The sequence below is a fragment of the Alkaliphilus transvaalensis ATCC 700919 genome, assembly GCF_000621485.1.
GTDB classification, from domain to species: Bacteria; Bacillota; Clostridia; order Peptostreptococcales; family Natronincolaceae; genus Alkaliphilus; species Alkaliphilus transvaalensis.
Genome location: NZ_JHYF01000006.1, coordinates 281,056 through 300,364, shown reverse-complemented (window position 1 = coordinate 300,364; position 19,309 = coordinate 281,056). Strand labels below are relative to the sequence as shown.

Annotated in this window: 16 protein-coding genes; all 16 read right to left on the bottom strand. The window is 36.4% G+C overall.

Annotated elements, in window-relative coordinates:
• Window positions 1–30: 30 nt before the first annotated feature.
• The gene (locus T335_RS0107505; protein ID WP_026476994.1) at window positions 31–1,584 is read right to left on the bottom strand and encodes an acyl CoA:acetate/3-ketoacid CoA transferase; all 1,554 of its coding nucleotides are present in this window, start codon (window positions 1,582–1,584) and stop codon (window positions 31–33) included.
• A gap of 290 nt (window positions 1,585–1,874) precedes the next feature.
• Window positions 1,875–3,362, bottom strand: a complete 1,488-nt coding sequence (locus T335_RS0107500; RefSeq protein WP_084281081.1) for a sigma-54 interaction domain-containing protein — start codon at window positions 3,360–3,362, stop codon at window positions 1,875–1,877.
• 108 nt (window positions 3,363–3,470) lie between these two features.
• Entirely contained in the window at window positions 3,471–4,649 is a 1,179-nt protein-coding gene (locus T335_RS0107495) for an acetyl-CoA C-acetyltransferase (protein WP_026476992.1), read from the bottom strand.
• Window positions 4,650–4,815: 166 nt separating this feature from the next.
• A complete protein-coding gene (locus tag T335_RS0107490; RefSeq protein WP_026476991.1) occupies window positions 4,816–5,796 on the bottom strand; it encodes a biotin--[acetyl-CoA-carboxylase] ligase in 981 nt (326 codons plus the stop codon).
• A gap of 197 nt (window positions 5,797–5,993) precedes the next feature.
• Window positions 5,994–7,127 carry a sodium ion-translocating decarboxylase subunit beta gene (locus T335_RS0107485; RefSeq protein ID WP_026476990.1) on the bottom strand — a complete coding sequence of 378 codons (1,134 nt, stop codon included), beginning with the start codon at window positions 7,125–7,127 and terminating at the stop codon, window positions 5,994–5,996.
• Window positions 7,128–7,166: 39 nt separating this feature from the next.
• The gene (locus T335_RS0107480; protein WP_026476989.1) at window positions 7,167–7,568 is read right to left on the bottom strand and encodes a biotin/lipoyl-containing protein; all 402 of its coding nucleotides are present in this window, start codon (window positions 7,566–7,568) and stop codon (window positions 7,167–7,169) included.
• A gap of 68 nt (window positions 7,569–7,636) precedes the next feature.
• Window positions 7,637–8,026 carry an OadG family protein gene (locus T335_RS20145; RefSeq protein WP_051569192.1) on the bottom strand — a complete coding sequence of 130 codons (390 nt, stop codon included), beginning with the start codon at window positions 8,024–8,026 and terminating at the stop codon, window positions 7,637–7,639.
• 32 nt (window positions 8,027–8,058) lie between these two features.
• The gene (locus T335_RS0107470) at window positions 8,059–9,606 is read right to left on the bottom strand and encodes an acyl-CoA carboxylase subunit beta (protein ID WP_026476988.1); all 1,548 of its coding nucleotides are present in this window, start codon (window positions 9,604–9,606) and stop codon (window positions 8,059–8,061) included.
• 71 nt (window positions 9,607–9,677) lie between these two features.
• On the bottom strand, window positions 9,678–10,085 hold the full coding sequence (gene mce, locus T335_RS0107465) for a methylmalonyl-CoA epimerase (protein WP_026476987.1): 408 nt from the start codon (window positions 10,083–10,085) through the stop codon (window positions 9,678–9,680).
• Window positions 10,086–10,097: 12 nt separating this feature from the next.
• A complete protein-coding gene (gene meaB / locus T335_RS0107460) occupies window positions 10,098–11,042 on the bottom strand; it encodes a methylmalonyl Co-A mutase-associated GTPase MeaB (RefSeq protein WP_034327956.1) in 945 nt (314 codons plus the stop codon).
• A 68-nt stretch (window positions 11,043–11,110) separates the two neighbouring features.
• Window positions 11,111–11,515, bottom strand: coding sequence for a cobalamin B12-binding domain-containing protein (locus tag T335_RS0107455; RefSeq protein ID WP_026476985.1), 405 nt, complete (start codon window positions 11,513–11,515; stop codon window positions 11,111–11,113).
• Between the two features lie 39 nt (window positions 11,516–11,554).
• Entirely contained in the window at window positions 11,555–13,234 is a 1,680-nt protein-coding gene (locus T335_RS0107450; protein WP_026476984.1) for an acyl-CoA mutase large subunit family protein, read from the bottom strand.
• A 362-nt stretch (window positions 13,235–13,596) separates the two neighbouring features.
• Window positions 13,597–15,138 (bottom strand): acetyl-CoA hydrolase/transferase family protein, encoded by a 1,542-nt coding sequence (locus T335_RS20140; RefSeq protein ID WP_034327951.1) that lies wholly within the window; start codon window positions 15,136–15,138, stop codon window positions 13,597–13,599.
• A gap of 241 nt (window positions 15,139–15,379) precedes the next feature.
• Window positions 15,380–15,709 carry a DUF3870 domain-containing protein gene (locus tag T335_RS0107440; RefSeq protein WP_026476983.1) on the bottom strand — a complete coding sequence of 110 codons (330 nt, stop codon included), beginning with the start codon at window positions 15,707–15,709 and terminating at the stop codon, window positions 15,380–15,382.
• Window positions 15,710–16,030: 321 nt separating this feature from the next.
• Entirely contained in the window at window positions 16,031–17,419 is a 1,389-nt protein-coding gene (locus tag T335_RS0107435; protein WP_156943645.1) for an aspartate-alanine antiporter-like transporter, read from the bottom strand.
• 480 nt (window positions 17,420–17,899) lie between these two features.
• Window positions 17,900–19,153 (bottom strand): L-lactate MFS transporter, encoded by a 1,254-nt coding sequence (locus tag T335_RS0107430; protein WP_026476981.1) that lies wholly within the window; start codon window positions 19,151–19,153, stop codon window positions 17,900–17,902.
• Window positions 19,154–19,309: the final 156 nt, after the last annotated feature.

Genomic DNA, 19,309 nt, shown 5'->3' with positions numbered 1-19,309 from the left:
TCCCTCCAATTTTTAGTTACATTAACTTTTTTAAATACTTAAACCCATTTTCTCACTACCAAAAATTTTGGAGTCCATTATTTTTAAGTCGGAACTAATTGTAGGTGCAAACTCCATTTGATCTAATACATCTTTTTGTAAATCTACGCCTGGTGCAATTTCAGTTAAAATAATACCATCTTTGTTTAGGTGGAAAACGGCCCTTTCAGTTATATAAATAACCGTCTGCTCTGTCTCTATGGCATATTCACCACTAAAGGTAATATGTTCAACTTGTGAAATGAATTTCTTCACTTTACCTTCCTGCTTAATATTTAATTTTCCATCGTTGATTTCTATATCTAAACCGCCAGCAGTAAAGGTACCACAGAAAATAACCTTCTTTGCATTTTGAGTGATGTTAATAAAGCCACCTGCTCCAGCAATTTTAGGTCCAAATTTACTTACATTAATATTTCCTATTGAATCACATTGGGCTAACCCTAAGAAGGCTACATCTAATCCGCCACCATCGTAAAAATCAAATTGGTATGGTTGATCAATAATTGCCTCTGGATTGATTGCTGCACCGAAACTTAATCCACCTGCAGGTATACCACCAATTGGCCCAGGTTCTACCGTTAGTACCATTTGATTTCCAATTCCCTCTTCGTTGGCAACCATAGCTACTCCCTCTGGCATTCCAATTCCTAAGTTAACTACTGCACTTGGAACTAATTCCATAGCTGCTCTTCTAGCGATAATTTTTCTTTCATCTAATGTCATCGGCTTTACAGATGTTATTGGTACCTTTGTTGCTCCTGTATAACTCGAGTTATAGGCTTCAGCAAAAGTTTGCATATGATTTTTCATATCTTCTACTTCAACAATAGAATCTACATAAATACCTGGTATTTTAACTAGTTTTGGGTCTAGTGTTCCATTTTTCACTACTTTTTCAACTTGAACAATTACCTTTCCACCAGAGTTCTTACATGCCTGAGCAATAGAAAGTACTTCTAGTGACCCAGCTTCTTTTTCCATGGTAACGTTTCCATTTTCATCAGCATAGGTTCCTCTTATAAAGGCAAAATCAATAGGAAATGCTTTATACAGTAGATACTCTTTTCCTAATAAATTAACTAATTCCACCATATCTTCCTTAGTAGAATCGTTTAGTTTTCCTCCACCATTTCTAGGGTCGACAAAGGTTTTTAACCCCACCCTTGTGATTGTACCTGGCTTATTAGCTGCGATATCTCTAAACAAATGAGAAATTGAACCCTGAGGAAAGTTGTAAGCCTCAATCTTATTTTCAAAAGCTAGTTTTTGAATTTTGGGAACTAAACCCCAATGACCACCAATTACCCTTTTCAATAGTCCTTCATGGCCTAAATGATTTAACCCTCTGTCTTTTCCGTCGCCTTGTCCAGCTGCATAAATTAGGGTTAGATTCTGTGGTTCGCTTGTTTCTAAAAATCTTTTTTCCAAAGCTATTTCTAATTCTTCTGGAACAGCATTACCAACAAACCCTCCAGTTGCTATACTGCTATTTGATTCAATTAATTTTGCTGCCTCATCTGCTGTTATAAATTTAGGTGCCAAAATAAATCCTCCCTTCAATTTTATCTGTCTTTTTTATAATGCAATCTTTATGCCATTTTTATGCTTCATAAACAGAAGCTAAGCAATTCAAGACTTACATTATAAAATTTTCAGAAAACTGAAAGGAGGCTCTATAACTACCTCATCAAATTTACTGTTCATTTTCTTTACACTATCATCCTATGTTATCAACCAATAGTAGATAATCTTCTTACTGAATATTGAGTTTTTAGTATTTAACATTAAATAATAGTATTTATTATTAAGAGTGTTCACTTTCTTTACACTGTTCACTTTATTAACATTTCTAATCCATATTTTTTTATTTTCTCGTACAAACTTGTCCGACTTATTCCAAGCTTGATGGAGGTTTGATATTTATTCCCGCCAGTCTCTTGTAATGCCTGACTAATGGTTTTCCTTTCTACTTCTTCAACAATTTCCTTTAGCGTTGTATTTTCATTACCTTCTAGGGGGAGCATCTTGGAGCTACCAGTGATGACTTCTATACTTTTTCTAATATAATAGGGTAAATGCTCTAGTGTAATCATGGCTTCTTTTTCTACTAAGTTTAAAGCCCTTTCTATTAAGTTAGCTAATTCTCTAATATTTCCCGGCCAGTGATAATTTTTTAATGCTTGGATAGCCGCTGGTGAAATCTCTGTAACATGGCGATCCATTTCTCCTGCCAACTTTTTTAATAAATGGTTAGCAATTAAAGCAATATCTTCCTTTCGTTCCCTTAGGGGAGGAATATTAATACTAATGACATTAAGACGATAATACAAGTCTTCTCTAAAAACATTTTTTTCCATCATATCCTGAAGGTTTTTATTTGTTGCAGCAATTACCCTAACATCTACCTTATAGCTCTTTGTTCCCCCTACCCGCTCAATTTCCCGTTCTTGCAATACTCGTAGTATTTTTACTTGCATATTTAGGGGGAGGTCTCCAATCTCATCCAAAAAAATTGTACTGTTATTTGCCAACTCGAACTTCCCTGGCTTCCCACCCTTTTTCGCACCAGTAAAAGCGCCGTGCTCATAGCCAAACAGTTCAGATTCTATTAGTTCTGATGGGATAGCCCCACAGTTCACTTTTATTAATGGGTATTCTCCCCTAGAACTGGCATTATGAATGGCATGGGCAAATAACTCTTTACCTGTTCCGCTCTCCCCTAATAGTAAGACGTTAGACTTGCTTGCAGCAACTTTTTTTGCCAGTTCTTTTACCTGCTTTATACTACTACTGCTTCCAACAATATTATCAAAGTTATAGTTTCCACCAAGGGCCTTCTTTAATTCCTTCTTGTAGAACTCCAACTCCTTTTCCATCTTTAATATATTTTTTACGTATACATCAAATTCTACAAGATTTTTAAAGATTACCGTTCCTAGTCCTCCAATTAGCTTACCATTTCTAAATATAGGGATTCGGTCAGCTATCATTTGATTTCCTTTGATTTCTTGGATATCCCCGATCTCTTTTTGTCCTGTTTTTACAACAATATGCATTCTAGTATTATCTATAATATCTGTAACATGGCTACCGATGGCTTCCTCTTGATCTACTCCTAAGAAGTCACAATATCGCTTGTTAATCATGATAATATAACCTTCTTCATCTACGACTACTAGCCAGTTGTAGGTAATATTAAATATGTCCTTATATAAATTTAAAAGAAACTCTGCATCATTTCTTCTTTCTTCTGAATCAAAGTCAATTTTTTCAATAAGATTGAGGTCTCTATACTTTAACTTTTTACTTTTATTATTCACGTCTTCACCCCCTATTGATTGTTTATTTTTTAATATATCAGTTTTTATAGAAAAAGCAAAGAACCTTTATGTTAGATTCTTTGCTTAAGCAACCATCTTATTTAGCTATTATCTTTTAACAATCACTGCTGTTCCCATACCTCCGCCAATACATAAGGTTGCTAATCCATAAACTGACTCTCTTCTTTTCATTTCATGAAGTAATGTTACTAGAATCCTTGCCCCACTGGCTCCAACTGGATGCCCTAGTGCAATTGCGCCTCCATTAACATTAACTTTATCAGCTATCCAGTTTAATTCTCTACCAACTGCCAGCGCTTGAGCTGCAAAGGCTTCATTAGCTTCAATTAAGTCTATATCTTCTAATGTTAGATTAGCTTTTTGTAAGGCTTTTTGGGTAGCAGGCACTGGGCCAATTCCCATGATTGAAGGCTCAACTCCAGCATTTGCATAAGAAGCTATTGTAGCTAGTGGTTTTATTCCTAATTCATCAGCCTTTTCTTTTGTCATAATAACTAGAGCCGCTGCTCCATCATTAATCCCTGAAGCGTTTGCTGCTGTTACACTGCCATCCTTCTTAAAAGCTGGCTTAAGCTTACCTAACTTCTCAGCTGTAACTCCTGCTTTAGGAAACTCATCTGTATCAACTACAATTGGATCTCCCTTTCTTTGAGGAATTGTTACAGGAATAATTTCTTCTTTGAATTTTCCCTCTGCCATTGCTCTTTCAGCCTTATTTTGACTTTCTGATGCAAATTGATCTTGCTCTTCTCTAGTAAGACCATACTTTTCAACTAAGTTTTCAGCTGTCATCCCCATGTGATAATCGTGGAAAGCATCAGTTAATGCATCATGAATCATGGAATCAATTAACTTATCATGACCCATTCTTACTCCCCATCTTGCCTTAGGTAGAAGGTAGGGAGCTTGACTCATGTTCTCTGTTCCCCCAACCACTACAATATCATTATCTCCTGCAATGATGGTTTGTGCTGCTAAGGAAACTGTTCTTAAACCAGACCCACATAACATATTAATTGTAGTTGCAGGTACACCAGAAGGGATTCCTGCTTTTATTGAAGCTTGTCTTGCAACTCCTTGCCCTAAACCTGCTTGTAATATACAACCCATATAAACTTCATCTACTAACTCTGGTTTAACATTTGCTCTGTTTAAGGCTTCTTTAATAGCTAATGCTCCCAAATCTACAGCCGAAACACTGGCCAATGCTCCTCCATAATTTCCTATCGGGGTTCTTACTGCACTTGCGATAACGATTTCCTTCACTTTAACTCCTCCTTATGTATTTTATTTAATATATAATGATAGTTAAAAATAATGCAAGTTCTATACCAATATTGCCATTTTAAAAAAGCCCATTGGTTTCTTCCAAATAAAAATATACAACTATAGTTAAATTATAACCTTAAAGGCCAACACAATACTAACTTTTTTATATATAACCATTTTTCCCTCGAATTGATACTTCTCCCGATAAGATTAGATCTTCTTCACCATTTTCACGTTTTATCTTCAGTATACCCTCTTCGGTTATGTCTAAAGCTAGGACACTCTCTTCTCGGTTTCCTTGAATTAGTCGAATTTCTTTGCCTATCATCGCAGAGTACTTTCTACATACTTCAATCGTTGAAGCCAATCCTTCACCTACTGTATAATTTTCGAACAGTTTTTCAAATTCCTGTAAAATCGAAAGTATAAGCTCCTTTCGTTGGAGGGATTGTTTTTTTTCTAAATATAGGGAAGTAGCTTTATCTAAAATTTCTTCAGGAAATGCCTTAATATTAACATTCACACCAATACCAACGATAATGTATTCCACTTGATTAAGTTCCCCTGACATCTCGATTAAAATACCACAAACTTTCTTACCATTTAAAATGATGTCATTGGGCCATTTAATTAAAACATCTAGACCTGTAGTAGCTCTAATGGCCTGACATACAGCTGCAGCTGCTATCTGAGTCATTTTTGATCCTTCTGTAGGTGGAATATCTGGTTTAAGAATAATGGACATCCAAATCCCTTCACCTTTTGGCGAAGACCAGTTCCGTCCAAGTCTGCCTCTTCCACCAACCTGTTCATCGCTAATAACAACAGTTCCATCTTCAGCCTCTTTAGCTATTTTCTTAGCATAATTATTGGTAGAATCAATCGTATCAAGACAAATCATCTTTTGGCCAATTACCTTAGTTTCTAATCTTTGTATTAATTCTACAGCAACTAATTTTTCGTCGTTTGCTACTATTCGATAGCCCTTTTTATTGGCCGTCTCAATTTTATGACCTGATTTTTTTAATAAATTTATTTGTTTCCAAATTGCCGTTCTAGAGACATTAAATTTTTCTGCTAGTTCTTCTCCAGAAATGTAACTTCCTTTTTTTTGATAGAGGGCTTCAAGTATTTTTTCTTTCATAATCGATTTCTCCTATTTAATCCTTCTAGCATCCTATTTTTGTTGCTATGTAATATAATCCTTCTATTCTTTACATCAAATTTTATTATTAAATATAGTTGCCTTTAACTAAAAGGTTCTTATCTTAATAGTATACTAAATTTTTACAAAAATAAAGGGTGCATTTCATTGCACCCTTTATTTTATATATAAGTTAATTAATTAAATAGTGTTAATAGTACCCCTGCTGCTACAGCAGAACCAATAACCCCTGCTACGTTTGGCCCCATGGCATGCATTAATAGGAAGTTGCTTGGGTTTTCTTTTTGTCCAACTGTTTGTGAAACCCTTGCTGCCATCGGTACAGCAGAAACCCCTGCCGAGCCAATTAGTGGATTAATTGCATTTCCACCTAATAGCTTATTCATTAATTTAGCTAATAGTACCCCACACGCTGTTCCTAGTCCAAAGGCTACTACTCCTAAAGCAATAATTTGAATTGTGTCTAACTTTAAGAACTGCTCTGCTTGAGCGGTTGCTCCAACAGCTAAACCTAGTAAAATTGTAACAATATTTACTAGCTCGTTTTGAGCTGTCTTTGATAGTCTGTCGGTTACTAAACATTCCTTTAAAAGATTACCAAACATCAATAACCCTACTAATGCTGCTGCAGACGGTAATAGTAGTGATACTAAAATGGTAACTATGATAGGAAAAACAATCTTCTCTACTTTACTTACAACTCTTAACTGTTGCATTTTAATCATACGTTCTTCTTTTGTTGTTAAAGCCTTCATAATTGGTGGCTGAATAATTGGTACTAAGGCCATATAAGCATAGGCGGCAACTGCAATAGGACCAAGTAAATCAGGCGCTAGTCTAGATGTTAAGAAGATCGCTGTTGGACCATCGGCACCTCCAATAATCCCTATTGAAGCAGCTTCTTGTCCTGTAAATCCCATTAAAATTGCACCAACAAAGGTAAAGAAAATACCTGCTTGGGCAGCTGCTCCTAAGAACAAACTCTTTGGATTAGCAATTAACGGACCAAAGTCTGTCATAGCCCCAACCCCTAAAAATATAAGTGGAGGGAAAACTGTCTTTTTAACCCCTAAACCAAAATAATATAATAAACCACTTGGTTCGTCTCCTATTGCTTCATGCATTAATCCCGCCATAGGTAAGTTAGTTAGTAGCATACCAAAGGCAATCGGTACTAACAACAATGGTTCAAATTTCTTGGCTATTGCTAAATATAGTAATCCACAAGCAACTAAAATCATAATGATTTGTTGAATTGTGATACTATAAAATCCTGTGCTTTGCCAAAATTCTATAAGTACTTCTAGCATCGAAGTGCATCCCCTTTCAATTAATTAATGTGGTCTTGACTATTTTAAAGATACTAGTACATCTCCACCATTAACTGATGCACCTTCAGCTACATGAATAGTTGCAACTACTCCATCAGCAGGAGCTACAATTTCATTTTCCATCTTCATCGCTTCAAGGATAATTAATACGTCTCCTTCTTTAACTGCTTGCCCTTCTTTAGCAATCACCTTCCAAATATTTCCTGGCATTGGAGCTTCTATAGATGTAGCTCCTGCGGGTGCTGCCGCAGCTGGTTTTGCAGCAGGAGCCGCCTTTGGAGCCGCCGCCTTTGGTGCTGCTGGTGCCGCTGGTTTTGGTGCAGGTGCAGCTGCTCTAGGTGCTGAAACAACACCGTCTTTTACTTCTTCTACTTCTACTTCATAGCTAACACCGTTTACAGTTATATTAAACTTTTTCATGATTTATTTTCCTCCTTGATCAACACATTTTTTATTTGCAGAACCTATTTAATCGTCTCAATTGAACCTTAATTAATTTGGTTAATTCTACCTACTCTACCCCAAGCTGGTGTCGCATCATCAACTCGAACAATGTTTCTCACAACGATGTTATGGGTTGAAGTATGAAGACTGGCTGCTATTGCAGCAGTAATGACTGCCACTAGCTCACCTTGGTCTACTTGCTCTTCTTCTACAACTTCCTCTTGAACAACTGGCGCTACTTCTGGTTTCTTAGCATTAGGCTTTTTCGTCCCTCCAACTAGTACTACAGTCATCAGGGTAATTATAAAATAAAGCATTATTAATGCCACGAAAACAATTGATACCCCTAATAATGTAACTTGAAGACTAGCAAGAAGCTTCTCACCCATAGTCATTGTATCAATTGAATACTGCAATTTATCTAATAAACTCATTAATTGATCACCTCTTTTTTTATTTCAGCTGACTAAACTGGTAAATTACCATGTTTCTTAGGTGGTCTAGTTTCTCTCTTACTTGCTAACATATTTAAGGCGTCTGCTATTCTTGGTCTAGTAGCTGAAGGTTCGATAACGTCATCTACATAACCTCGTTCTGCTGCTTTATAAGGGGTAGCAAACTCTTTTTTATAGTTTTCAACTAACTCTACTCTAGTTCCTTGTGGATCATCAGATTCACTAATCTCTTTTCTAAAGATGATGTTAGCAGCTCCTTCTGGACCCATAACGGCAATTTCTGCAGTTGGCCAAGCTAATACCATATCTGCCCCTAAGTCTTTACAGCACATTCCAATGTAGGCTCCACCATAGGCTTTCCTAACAATTAGCGTGATTTTTGGTACCGTAGCTTCACTATAGGCATACAGCATTTTTGCTCCATGTCTTATGATTCCACCGTATTCTTGACTTGTACCCGGTAGGAAACCCGGAACATCAACAATATTTAATACAGGTATATTATAGCAATCACAAGTTCTAATGAACCTTCCTGCTTTATCCGATGCATTAATATCTAAGCATCCTGCCAATACCTTAGGTTGGTTAGCAATAACTCCTACTGATTGACCATTAATTCGGATAAAACCCGTTAACATATTTTGAGCAAAGTATGGTTGAACTTCAAAGAAGTCACCATCATCAGCTAACATTTCAATTAGCTTCTTCATATCATAAGGTTTATTTGGACTATCTGGAATAATTTCATCTAATTCTGGTATGATTTTATTAATATCATCTTCAGTTGCAAACAGTGGTGCTGTTTCCATATTGTTTGATGGTAAGAAACTTAATAATCTTCTAATGTCTGCAATACAAGCTTCATCATTAGCTGATAGGAAATGGGCTACCCCACTTGTACGGTTATGGGTCATCCCTCCACCTAAAGCCTCTGCACTTACATCTTCACCTGTAACTGTCTTAATTACTTGAGGTCCTGTAATAAACATTTGGCTGGTTTTATCTACCATGAAGATAAAGTCTGTTAAAGCAGGGGAATAAACTGCTCCACCAGCACAAGGTCCCATAATTGCAGTAATCTGTGGAATTACTCCTGAAGAAATGGTGTTACGATAAAAAATCTTTGCATAACCAGATAAAGCATCTACACCTTCTTGTATTCTAGCTCCACCAGAGTCATTTAGTCCAACAATTGGCGCTCCCATTCTTAGGGCCATATCCTGCACCTTAACAATTTTGTTAGCATGCATTTCTCCTAATGACCCCCCAACTACAGTGAAGTCTTGGGCATAGGCATAAACTAATCTTCCGTCTACTTGTCCATATCCAGTAACAACACCTTCACCAGGTGAATCTACTTTTTCCATGCCAAAGTTTACGCATCTATGTTTAACAAAGGCATCAATTTCAACAAATGTTCCTTCATCAAATAGTAGATTAATTCTTTCCCTCGCAGTCAATTTACCTTTTTCATGTTGACCTGCAATTCTTTTTTCTCCGCCTCCTAGCTCTATTTTAGCTTTACGTTGGCGAAGATCGTCTAATTTGTTCATGGCCATTCTTAACCCTCCTATTGTTTAATGCTAAGCTCAACTACTATTATAACATATATAATACTAGGTATTAATACCTAGTCTTCTCTTTCGCTTAATTCTACTAAAACACCATTAGTACTTTTTGGGTGACAGAAGGCAATTTTTGCTCCACCTGCTCCATATCTTGGTTTTTCATCAATCATTTTAACGCCTTTTTCCTTCATAGACTCAATAGCTGCTTCAATATTTTCTACACGGAAGGCAAGATGTTGGATTCCTTCTCCTTTTTTCTCAATAAACTTAGCAATCGGACCATCTTCTTCAGTAGATTCTAATAATTCAACCTCTGTGTCTCCAATTGGTAAAAAAGCAACTCTAACTTTTTGTTCTTCAACAACTTCAGTTCCTACACACTCAAGACCTAATATGTCTTGATAGAACTTCAATGTTTCATCTAAGTTTTTAACAGCAATTCCAATATGGTCTAATTTAAGCGCCTTCATAATTGCTACCTCCTATAAATTATTATTTAATATCATTTTATTAATTAATGAATTACTAACAGTATAAGGGTCTACCTGACGGTTAGCTACTTGTTCAGCCAATTGATAAATTTCTTCTTGCTTTTCTTTATTCCCTACCAGCCGCTCCATCAAGTCTCTTTGTACTAAATCTATAATTTCTAATTGACTGTTTTGGACTCGTTTCTCAATAAGCTTTCCACTAGCTTCAAGATAATCTAAATGTTTCTGTATATTATCATAAAGATCATCAATTCCCTTATTATGCAGAGCCACTACCTGAGTTACAGGTGGTTTCCACTCACTATGATTGAAGTCAAGCATCATTTCTATTTCTACTTGTGTTCTATTGGCCCCATCTCTGTCGGCCTTATTAACAGCAAAAACATCTCCAATTTCCATAATTCCAGCTTTGATTGCTTGAATATCGTCCCCCAAGCCAGGTACCATTACTAGTAGTACTGAATCGGCAGCTTTTACGATATCTACCTCTGATTGGCCCACGCCTACTGTCTCGATAAATATGTAGTCGCATCCGTAGATGTCCAGTACTTTTACTGCCCCCAAAGTCGCCTTTGAAAGTCCACCTAGATGACCCCGGGTACCCATGCTACGGATAAACACCCCTGAATCAGTATATAAGTCTGTCATTCGTACACGGTCACCTAATATGGATCCGCCAGTAAAAGGACTGGTTGGGTCTACTGCAATAATCCCTACACTCTTGTTTTCCCGACGTAATCTCTTTACCAGTTTATCGGTTAGTGTACTTTTGCCTGCACCAGGTGGTCCAGTTATTCCGATTACCTTAGCCCTACCTGTATGACTATATAGTTTTGAAATAATCCTAATTGCCTCAGGGTCATTACTTTCCATCATTGTAATTAACCTTGCTGCTGCTCGTTTATCTTTGTTAAGAATCCCTTCAATTATATTCAATATTCCACCACCTATTAAACTGATATTGATGAAGGGGATGAAGTTCCCCTTCACCTAAATAAATAGTATTATAAGCTTCTTTTTAAATTTTCTTTAATGAAATCTATTGTTACTTGAGTTGGTGTTCCTGGAGTAAAGATTTCAGCTATACCACTACCCTTTAACCCTGGAATATCTTCATCTGGAATAACGCCACCACCAATTACTAGCATTTCTTCATATACGTTTTCACTCTTTAACAATTCTACTACCTTTGGCAGTAAATGATTATGGGCACCAGATAAAATACTTAAAGCAACAACATCAACGTCCTCTTGAAGGGCCGCTGCAACAATTTGCTCTGGTGTTTGTCTTAATCCTGTATAGATTACTTCCATACCTGCATCTCTTAATGCTCTTGCAATAACCTTCGCTCCACGATCATGACCATCTAGTCCTGGTTTTGCTACTAAAACTCTAATTGGTCTTGCCATATGATAATCCTCCCTTATATTCATCTATGGTCTATTTAACTATAGAATTACGCTTTGTTGATATTCTCCAAATACTTCTCTTAATACCCCACAGATTTCACCTAATGTAGCATAGGCTCTTACCGCATCTAAGATATAAGGCATTAAATTCTCGGTTCCTTGAGCTGCCTCTTTTAATTTACTTAATCTATCTTCTGTCAATTGATTATCTCTTTCGGATTTTAATTGATCTATTTTTTGCTTTTGAAGCTCTCCTACCACTGGGTCTACCCTTAGTAATCCCTTTGGAGCCTCTTCTTTAATTTGGAATTTATTCATTCCTACAACAATACGCTCGTTACTTTCAACCTGTTTTTGATATTCATAAGAGCTATCCATAATTTCTTTTTGGATATATCCCTTTTCAATCGCTTCAGCAGAACCACCAAGGGTATCAATTTTATTGATATATTCCATTGCACCGTCTTCAATAGAGCTTGTTAAACTCTCGATGTAGTAAGAACCTGCTAATGGGTCAATTGTTTCAGCCACACCACTTTCGTAAGCGACAATTTGTTGAGTTCTTAATGCGATTCTTACTGAATCTTCTGTTGGAAGGGCTAGTGCTTCGTCCTTAGAGTTAGTGTGTAGAGACTGAGTACCTCCTAGTACAGCAGCAAGCGTTTGAATAGCTACCCTTACGATGTTGTTGTCTGGTTGTTGGGCTGTTAATGTAGACCCGCCTGTTTGAGTATGGAACTTTAATTGCATAGATTTTGGACTTTTAGCATTAAATCTTTCCTTCATAATTTTCGCCCATAATCTTCTTGCCGCTCTAAACTTAGCCACTTCTTCTAGTAAGTCGTTGTGGGCATTGAAGAAGAAGGATAGTCTTGGTGCAAAAGTATCTACATCTAAGCCAGCTTTGATTGCCGCTTCAACATAGGCAATACCATTAGCTAATGTGAAGGCTACCTCTTGAATTGCAGAAGATCCTGCCTCACGAATATGGTAACCTGATATACTAATGGTGTTCCAGTTTGCTACTTCCTTAGAACAGTATTCAAAAATATCTGTAATCAATCTCATAGAAGGACCCGTTGGGAAAATATATGTACCTCTGGCTATATATTCTTTTAGGATATCATTCTGAATTGTTCCTCTTAATTGATCTGATGAAACACCTTGTTTTTCTGCTACAGCAATGTACATAGCTAATAAAACAGAAGCTGGTGCATTAATTGTCATAGATGTACTTACTTTATCTAATGGAATTCCATCAAATAGAATTTCCATATCTTTTAATGAGTCGATGGCTACTCCTACCTTACCAACTTCACCCTCAGATAAAGGATGATCTGAATCATAACCAATTTGAGTAGGAAGGTCAAAGGCTACTGATAAACCAGTTTGTCCTTGCTCTAATAGATATTTGTAACGTTTGTTAGATTCTTCAGCTGTAGCAAATCCAGCATACTGACGCATTGTCCAGAAACGTCCCCTATACATTGTAGGCTGCACACCTCTAGTAAAAGGATATTCTCCTGGATAGCCTAGATCGTTGTCATAATCTAATTCTGCAACATCAGCAGGTGTATAGATTCTTTCAACTTCTTGGTTTGCACCAGTTACAAACTTTTGCTTTCTTTCTGGAAATTTACTTAGGACTTTTCCAACTTTGTTTTCATTCCAATTTGTTTGATCTTGTTTTATTTTCTCTAACTTCTCCTTATCAAACATTCTACTTCCTCCTTCATGATTTGTAAGTTAAGTAATCCATCTTTTCCCTTTTGAAGTATACAATTAGAATCCTTCAATTATCATTTTGTACATTCTTGAGACAAAATTCTTTACCGCCTTTAATTTACATGATCTTTGACGCAAATATTAATGTTAATGATCTAATAATTTAAGCTTAATGCAATTTATATTTCATCACTTGCACTCATTGAAATTTCTGTTGCATACCACTACAGTTATTCTACAGGTTTTTATGAATTCCTGCAACCTTCTTTCTATATTTTAAGACTATTTTTAATAAATACTTTTAATCGAGTAGTATCTATGTCTATTTTAGCCAAATCAATGAAATTAATCTGATCTTATTCTTTATTGACTGCTGTTTCTTTTATGGCTTCATCTAAATTTTTCTCTATCCTCATTGTTCCTGTTTCTAAAAATCGAACATGCCAAGATAGTGCTTCCTTTAGTAGATGGGGCTGATATTTAAATTTCCCCTTTTCAGCCTCTTTTAGGTAATCTAATAACATCGGTTTATATTGGGGATGGGCGCAGTTTTCAATTATTTTTCTTGCCCGCTCTCTAGGTGCCGTTCCCCTTAAATCAGCCAATCCTTGCTCTGTAACAACTACGGCAACATCATGTTCAGTATGATCAATATGGGAAGCCATCGGAACTATTGATGATATATCTCCATTTTTAGCTGTCGATACTGTTGTAAAGATGGACAAGTAGGCATTTCTAGTAAAGTCTCCTGACCCACCTATTCCATTCATCATTCTAGACCCCATGATATTAGTTGAGTTAACATGCCCATAGATGTCTACCTCTATAGCAGTATTCATTGCGATAACCCCCAGTCTTCTAGCAATTTCTGGATGATTACTAATTTCCATTGGTCTTAAAATACAGTATTTAGCATAATGGGCCATCTTATCATGTAGGCGTTTTAACCCCTCTTCCGATGGTGTTAGAGCAGTCCCAGAGGCAACCTTAACTTTGCCAGCATCAATTAAATCAAACATAGAATCTTGTATTACCTCTGTGTAACAAGTCAAATCTTCAAAATCTGAATGTAACAGTCCTCCTAGTACTGCATTTGCAACAGAACCAACCCCTGATTGTAAGGGTAGAAGGTTTTTAGGTAGCCTTCCCATTTTAACCTCATATTTTAAAAAATCAATAATATGTTTTGAGATCAGTTTTGAAGGCTCATCAATTGGTCCAAGGGGTCTTACTTTATCTGTAATATCTGTAAAAACAATCGCAGCTATTTTTTCAGGATTACAGGGAATATAAGTCTTTCCAATTCGATCATTAGGACTAGTTAATGGAATTGGCTTTCTACAGGGAGGTTTTTCTGTCATATAAATATCATGAATTCCTTCTAGCTCCATGGGCTGAGAGGTATTTATTTCTACAATAACCATATCTGCATTTTGTATTGCCTGTGGCATTAATCCTACTGAAGTTGTGGGGACTATTCCACCTTCTTCAGTTATTGCTAAGGCTTCTACAAGGGCAATATTTATTTTACCAAAGTAGCCATAATCAATATATTGGGTTACATGGCTTAGATGCATATCCTGATAGGCTAACTGGCCACTATTAATGGAATTACGCAAGGAATCGTTAGTTTGATAAGGATACCTACGCTTCATTACCCCCGATCGTGACAATGCACCATCTAATTCATCTCCTACTGAAGCACCACATAATATCGTTAACTCTACCTTATCCCCACTTAAGGCTCTTTCAGCTAATGCTAAGGGGACTGCCTTAGGGTAGCCAGAAGGGGTAAACCCACTGGTTGCCACCGTCATACCATCTTTAAAGAGGCTAGCTGCCTCATTAGCAGTCATTACCTTATCGAATAGATCTTCTCTTCTTATTCTTTCCTTCATCGTTAAACCCCCTATATTTTTTACTCTTTTATTCTTTTAATCTTTTATTCTTTTAATCTTTTATTCTCTTATTCTTATCAATGAAGTAATTGTCGGTTTATCTTACTTTAGGATAAAAAAATAGATATACGAGTTTCCTAAAGGAACCGTATATCTAACCTTGAGATATCTACTTCTGAAACAAAGGGGGTTTGCTTCCATAGATAATAGAGTTAAATATCCAATTAAGATTTATATGACCTTACTCTTCTACCTTATTGTCTTCAATGATTAACTTAAACTTCTCACAACACTTCTTTGTAGAAGAAATGAGGGCCTTCTTTACCGTACCAAAATATCTATTGTTGAAGGCTTCCTCGATTTCTTCAAACCTTAACAAATTTTTACCCACCAAAATTCTATTAACATGCTTTTTAGCAACTTCAGTTACAAGGGAACAATCGGCATCTAATATCTTACCAGTATTCTTATCTACTAGAACACCCACTGCTACAACTTTATATAACTCCTCTGCTGTTGTTCCACTTGGTAGCTTTGCATACCCACTAATGAATATTTCAAAAGGCTCCAATCTGACCACTCCTTTTCTAATTCATATTTTTCTCGGCTTTCCCTATGAAATATCAATAAAGTAAGGGTAAGGTTCTCTCTATTCTCTATTATTTTTAAAATTTTTGTTCTTTAATTTCTGTTTTTAACTTTTTCTTTCTTTTATTTTCTTTAATCTTTGTTTCTTTAAATTTTGCTTCTTTAATCTTTGTTTCTTTAAATTTTGCTTCTTTAATCTTTGTTTCTGTAATCTTTGTGTTTTTCCTCTTTTCCTTAAACTAGTTTTTCTCCAATTATATCTCCACTTAATCTATCCCGCTTATCCATCATGTTCTTGTAAAAGTTACATAGGTAGCTTATGTAATATGATGGTGAAAAGCACCATACCCAGTAGGGCAAAGGGGTATACCGCGCCATAACCTGCAGCCGGGTCATCACTTTCTAGGGAATCAATTGCTACCCCTAAACCAGGAGTAGAGGTCATTCCTCCACAAATAGCTCCCGCCAGCATAATCCAGTTAAGTTTAAACACGTATCTTCCTACCAAATAACCTACCAAAATACCGACCATTCCAACAAATAGGGAGATTAAAGCCAATGGTAATCCATTTCCTAAAATCGCTTCGAAAACTCTGAATCCATAACGTAGTCCCACTATTGCTAAAAAGAAGCACAAGGATAACTCTCTTATTACACCTAAAATTTTTGAGTTCATCCTAAAGTTAATCGGCCCTATTTTGCCTATATAACCTAAAATAAGTGATCCGATTAAAGCTCCACCAGTTGCGCCTAGGCTAAAGTACCCCAATAAAGGTCCCATATAGATATTAACAAGCCCCAGACTAAAACCAAAGAAACATGCAACAGCATAGGCGATAATATCAAAACTCGTTTCAGGTATATCTTTTCCTCCCTTAACCATCGACCTAGCTTCTTTCATTTCCTGGGAAAAGCGTTTCCTTTCGGCAGCTATATCCATACGGAATATTTTAGGGAAAAAGTTGATGGCAATAATAACGACAATTACTCCGAAGGGATATCCTACTGCATAACCTAGACCAATGCCTGCTTCAGCATTTTTCACAAAGGCAGATTTCTGTTCACTAGTCAAAGTTAATAAGGCTTCTGGTGAAATCTCCCCTGTAGGGTCTAATATATTCACAAACTTCTCTTTTTCATCAGTAGTTGCATTCTCAAAGGCATTCACCCGAGCCGTTGCGTGATTCCTAGCAGTTTCTATTGCAGCTGCTAAGCCAGGAGAGCTTGTTAAGGCCCCTGTATAAACTCCCGATACTTCATATGGGTTGTTAGCAGGGCTTATTAATACCATCCCATAGGTTGCAATTGCACTTGATAGGGTAATTAAGAATCCTAATATAACAAACTTGCCACCATATTTTTTTAATACAGCTCCTAAATCTTTTGCCGCTAATAAACCGACTGCAACCACAAAGAAAACTAAAAACAAAGTAAAAAAGGTGGAAGGTACTACACCTGCGGAAATCATGCTTTGGGCTGCTCCATATCCCCTTTGGCCTTCTTCAATTCCAGTGCCATATGTATAAACTAGCCATCCCAGTAAGAGCCCGGTAAATAGACACCCTGATGCACCAAAGTTGAACTTTCCGATTCTAACATTTCCAAATAAAACACCTGTAAATACCGCTACAAACATCAATATGAATGGACTAGTAACCCAAGCAGTAAAATCAAAAGTTATTAATTGCGACACTTCAACTCCCCCTTTGTGTTTCATGTTATTTTTTTAACAATTATCTGCAAATGTTTTCCTTTGCTACTTATCCCCTCCTTATAGCTTACCTCTTCCTCTTACTTATTAATTATTACTTGTTACTTACATCTTCTACACTTTGATTATGGTAAAATTAAACTTCCTATCATTTACTTTAAGTAAAGCCAATCAAAAAAGGCCATAGACAATACTCTATGGCCTTCTGATTTTTATGGTACAAGAACGGAAATTCTTTAGATAAAAATCCAGCAATAAATTAATCTTGTATTAAATTTTATAGCTAGTACATTATATTCTTTTTAAACTAAACAATTCCTCTTATTTTTTTAAATTTTATAAAAAAATATTTTTTTCTGTCAAGTTACTTTCATAAATCAAAATATATCATAACCTACTTGTTCTTATACATAGGAAATCCTAACTTGAAAATTCGTTATTCTTAACTCATGGGATTTATCTTTAAGAAGTCGTCTTTTCGCTTATTTTCCTTTCTTGAGGCGCTTTCGTAATTAGACAAAGTATAGCCCCCAATGCACTTAATACAGCCGATACCCCATAGCTTAATACGTAGGTTCCTGTATGATCACGAACAATTCCACCTAGTAAAGGCCCTAAAACACCGCCGACACCCCATGCAGTAATAACCATACCAAAATTAACCCCAAAACTCTTCATCCCAAAATAGTCCCCTGTTGAAGCAGGGAAAATTGTAAGCATTCCTCCGAAGGTGAAGCCTACCACAGCTACCCCCATAATTAGGGTAATTGGTTGGTTTAAACCAGGGAATAGAATATATATTAGTACTTGCAGAACAAACATAATGAAGAGGGTTTTCATTCTACCTAATTTATCAGAAATAATCCCACATCCTACTCGTCCACTGGCATTAAAAATTGCATAGATGGCTACTAAAATAAAACCATTGGTAATACCGGCTTGTTCTAGCCCAATTTTTGATAATTGACCGATAATTAATAACCCTGCAAAAGTTCCAAAGCAAAACATTGTCCATAATAAGTAGAACTGTTTTGTTTTAAGAACTTCCTTCCATTCGTAGTCAACCTTTACAGTTTTACTAGAACTGATCCCTTGTTTGTTATTTTCAAGAACAGTTTTAGCTGCTAATTCATCGACATACTCTTTTGGTGGATTACTAATAAATCGAGATAAAGTTAATATCCCTATACAAAAACCAATGCCCAGAACATAAAAGGTACTCTGAATACCGAATCGTTCTAGTAGATTGGTGGTTAATGGTGCTATAAAAACTGGTGCTAAACCAAAACCACTTACAACAATACCCGATATTACACCCCTTTTGCTAGGTTCAAACCATTTAACAGCTGCTGGCGTTGGTGTAGCATAACCTAATCCCATCGATGCGCCAAAGACGATTCCGAAGAATATCGTTAAAGTTACAACAGTTAAAAACATACCTGCAAAGATAAATCCGATTCCTGCTAAAATTGCAGATGTAATGAGAACTGGTTTTGGGCCTAGCTTGTCTTGAAACCTGCCACCTGGCACCATTGATAATGCAAAGATTGCACAGGCCACCATATAGGGGATTTGTGTTTGTGTAGCATTCCAGTCCAATTGATCAATTAAAGCAGCTGATATAACCCCCCAAGCATAGAGGGTTCCCAGCATGGAGTTGACTCCCATTCCCGCCAAAGTAACAACCCAACCTCGACGTGCAAAATCTTTTGACATAATATATTCTCTCCTCATCATAATCAGATTTTTTACCATAATCAATATCATTATATACTAATTTTCACCTTTGAGAAGAGATTTTTTTGATAATTCTGTCTGTAAATATTTAGACAACGACTCAATGTTTGTCTCAATTCACTCTTCATTAGAATA

Coding starts and splice junctions, on each gene's coding strand:
- T335_RS20145 (WP_051569192.1), bottom strand. CDS start 8,026: ATGAGTTTATTAGATAAATTGCAGTATTCAATTGATACAATGACTATG.
- T335_RS0107480 (WP_026476989.1), bottom strand. CDS start 7,568: ATGAAAAAGTTTAATATAACTGTAAACGGTGTTAGCTATGAAGTAGAA.
- T335_RS0107485 (WP_026476990.1), bottom strand. CDS start 7,127: ATGCTAGAAGTACTTATAGAATTTTGGCAAAGCACAGGATTTTATAGT.
- mce (WP_026476987.1), bottom strand. CDS start 10,085: ATGAAGGCGCTTAAATTAGACCATATTGGAATTGCTGTTAAAAACTTA.
- T335_RS0107450 (WP_026476984.1), bottom strand. CDS start 13,234: ATGTTTGATAAGGAGAAGTTAGAGAAAATAAAACAAGATCAAACAAAT.
- T335_RS20140 (WP_034327951.1), bottom strand. CDS start 15,138: ATGAAGGAAAGAATAAGAAGAGAAGATCTATTCGATAAGGTAATGACT.
- T335_RS0107490 (WP_026476991.1), bottom strand. CDS start 5,796: ATGAAAGAAAAAATACTTGAAGCCCTCTATCAAAAAAAAGGAAGTTAC.
- T335_RS0107430 (WP_026476981.1), bottom strand. CDS start 19,153: ATGTCAAAAGATTTTGCACGTCGAGGTTGGGTTGTTACTTTGGCGGGA.
- T335_RS0107470 (WP_026476988.1), bottom strand. CDS start 9,606: ATGGCCATGAACAAATTAGACGATCTTCGCCAACGTAAAGCTAAAATA.
- T335_RS0107455 (WP_026476985.1), bottom strand. CDS start 11,515: ATGGCAAGACCAATTAGAGTTTTAGTAGCAAAACCAGGACTAGATGGT.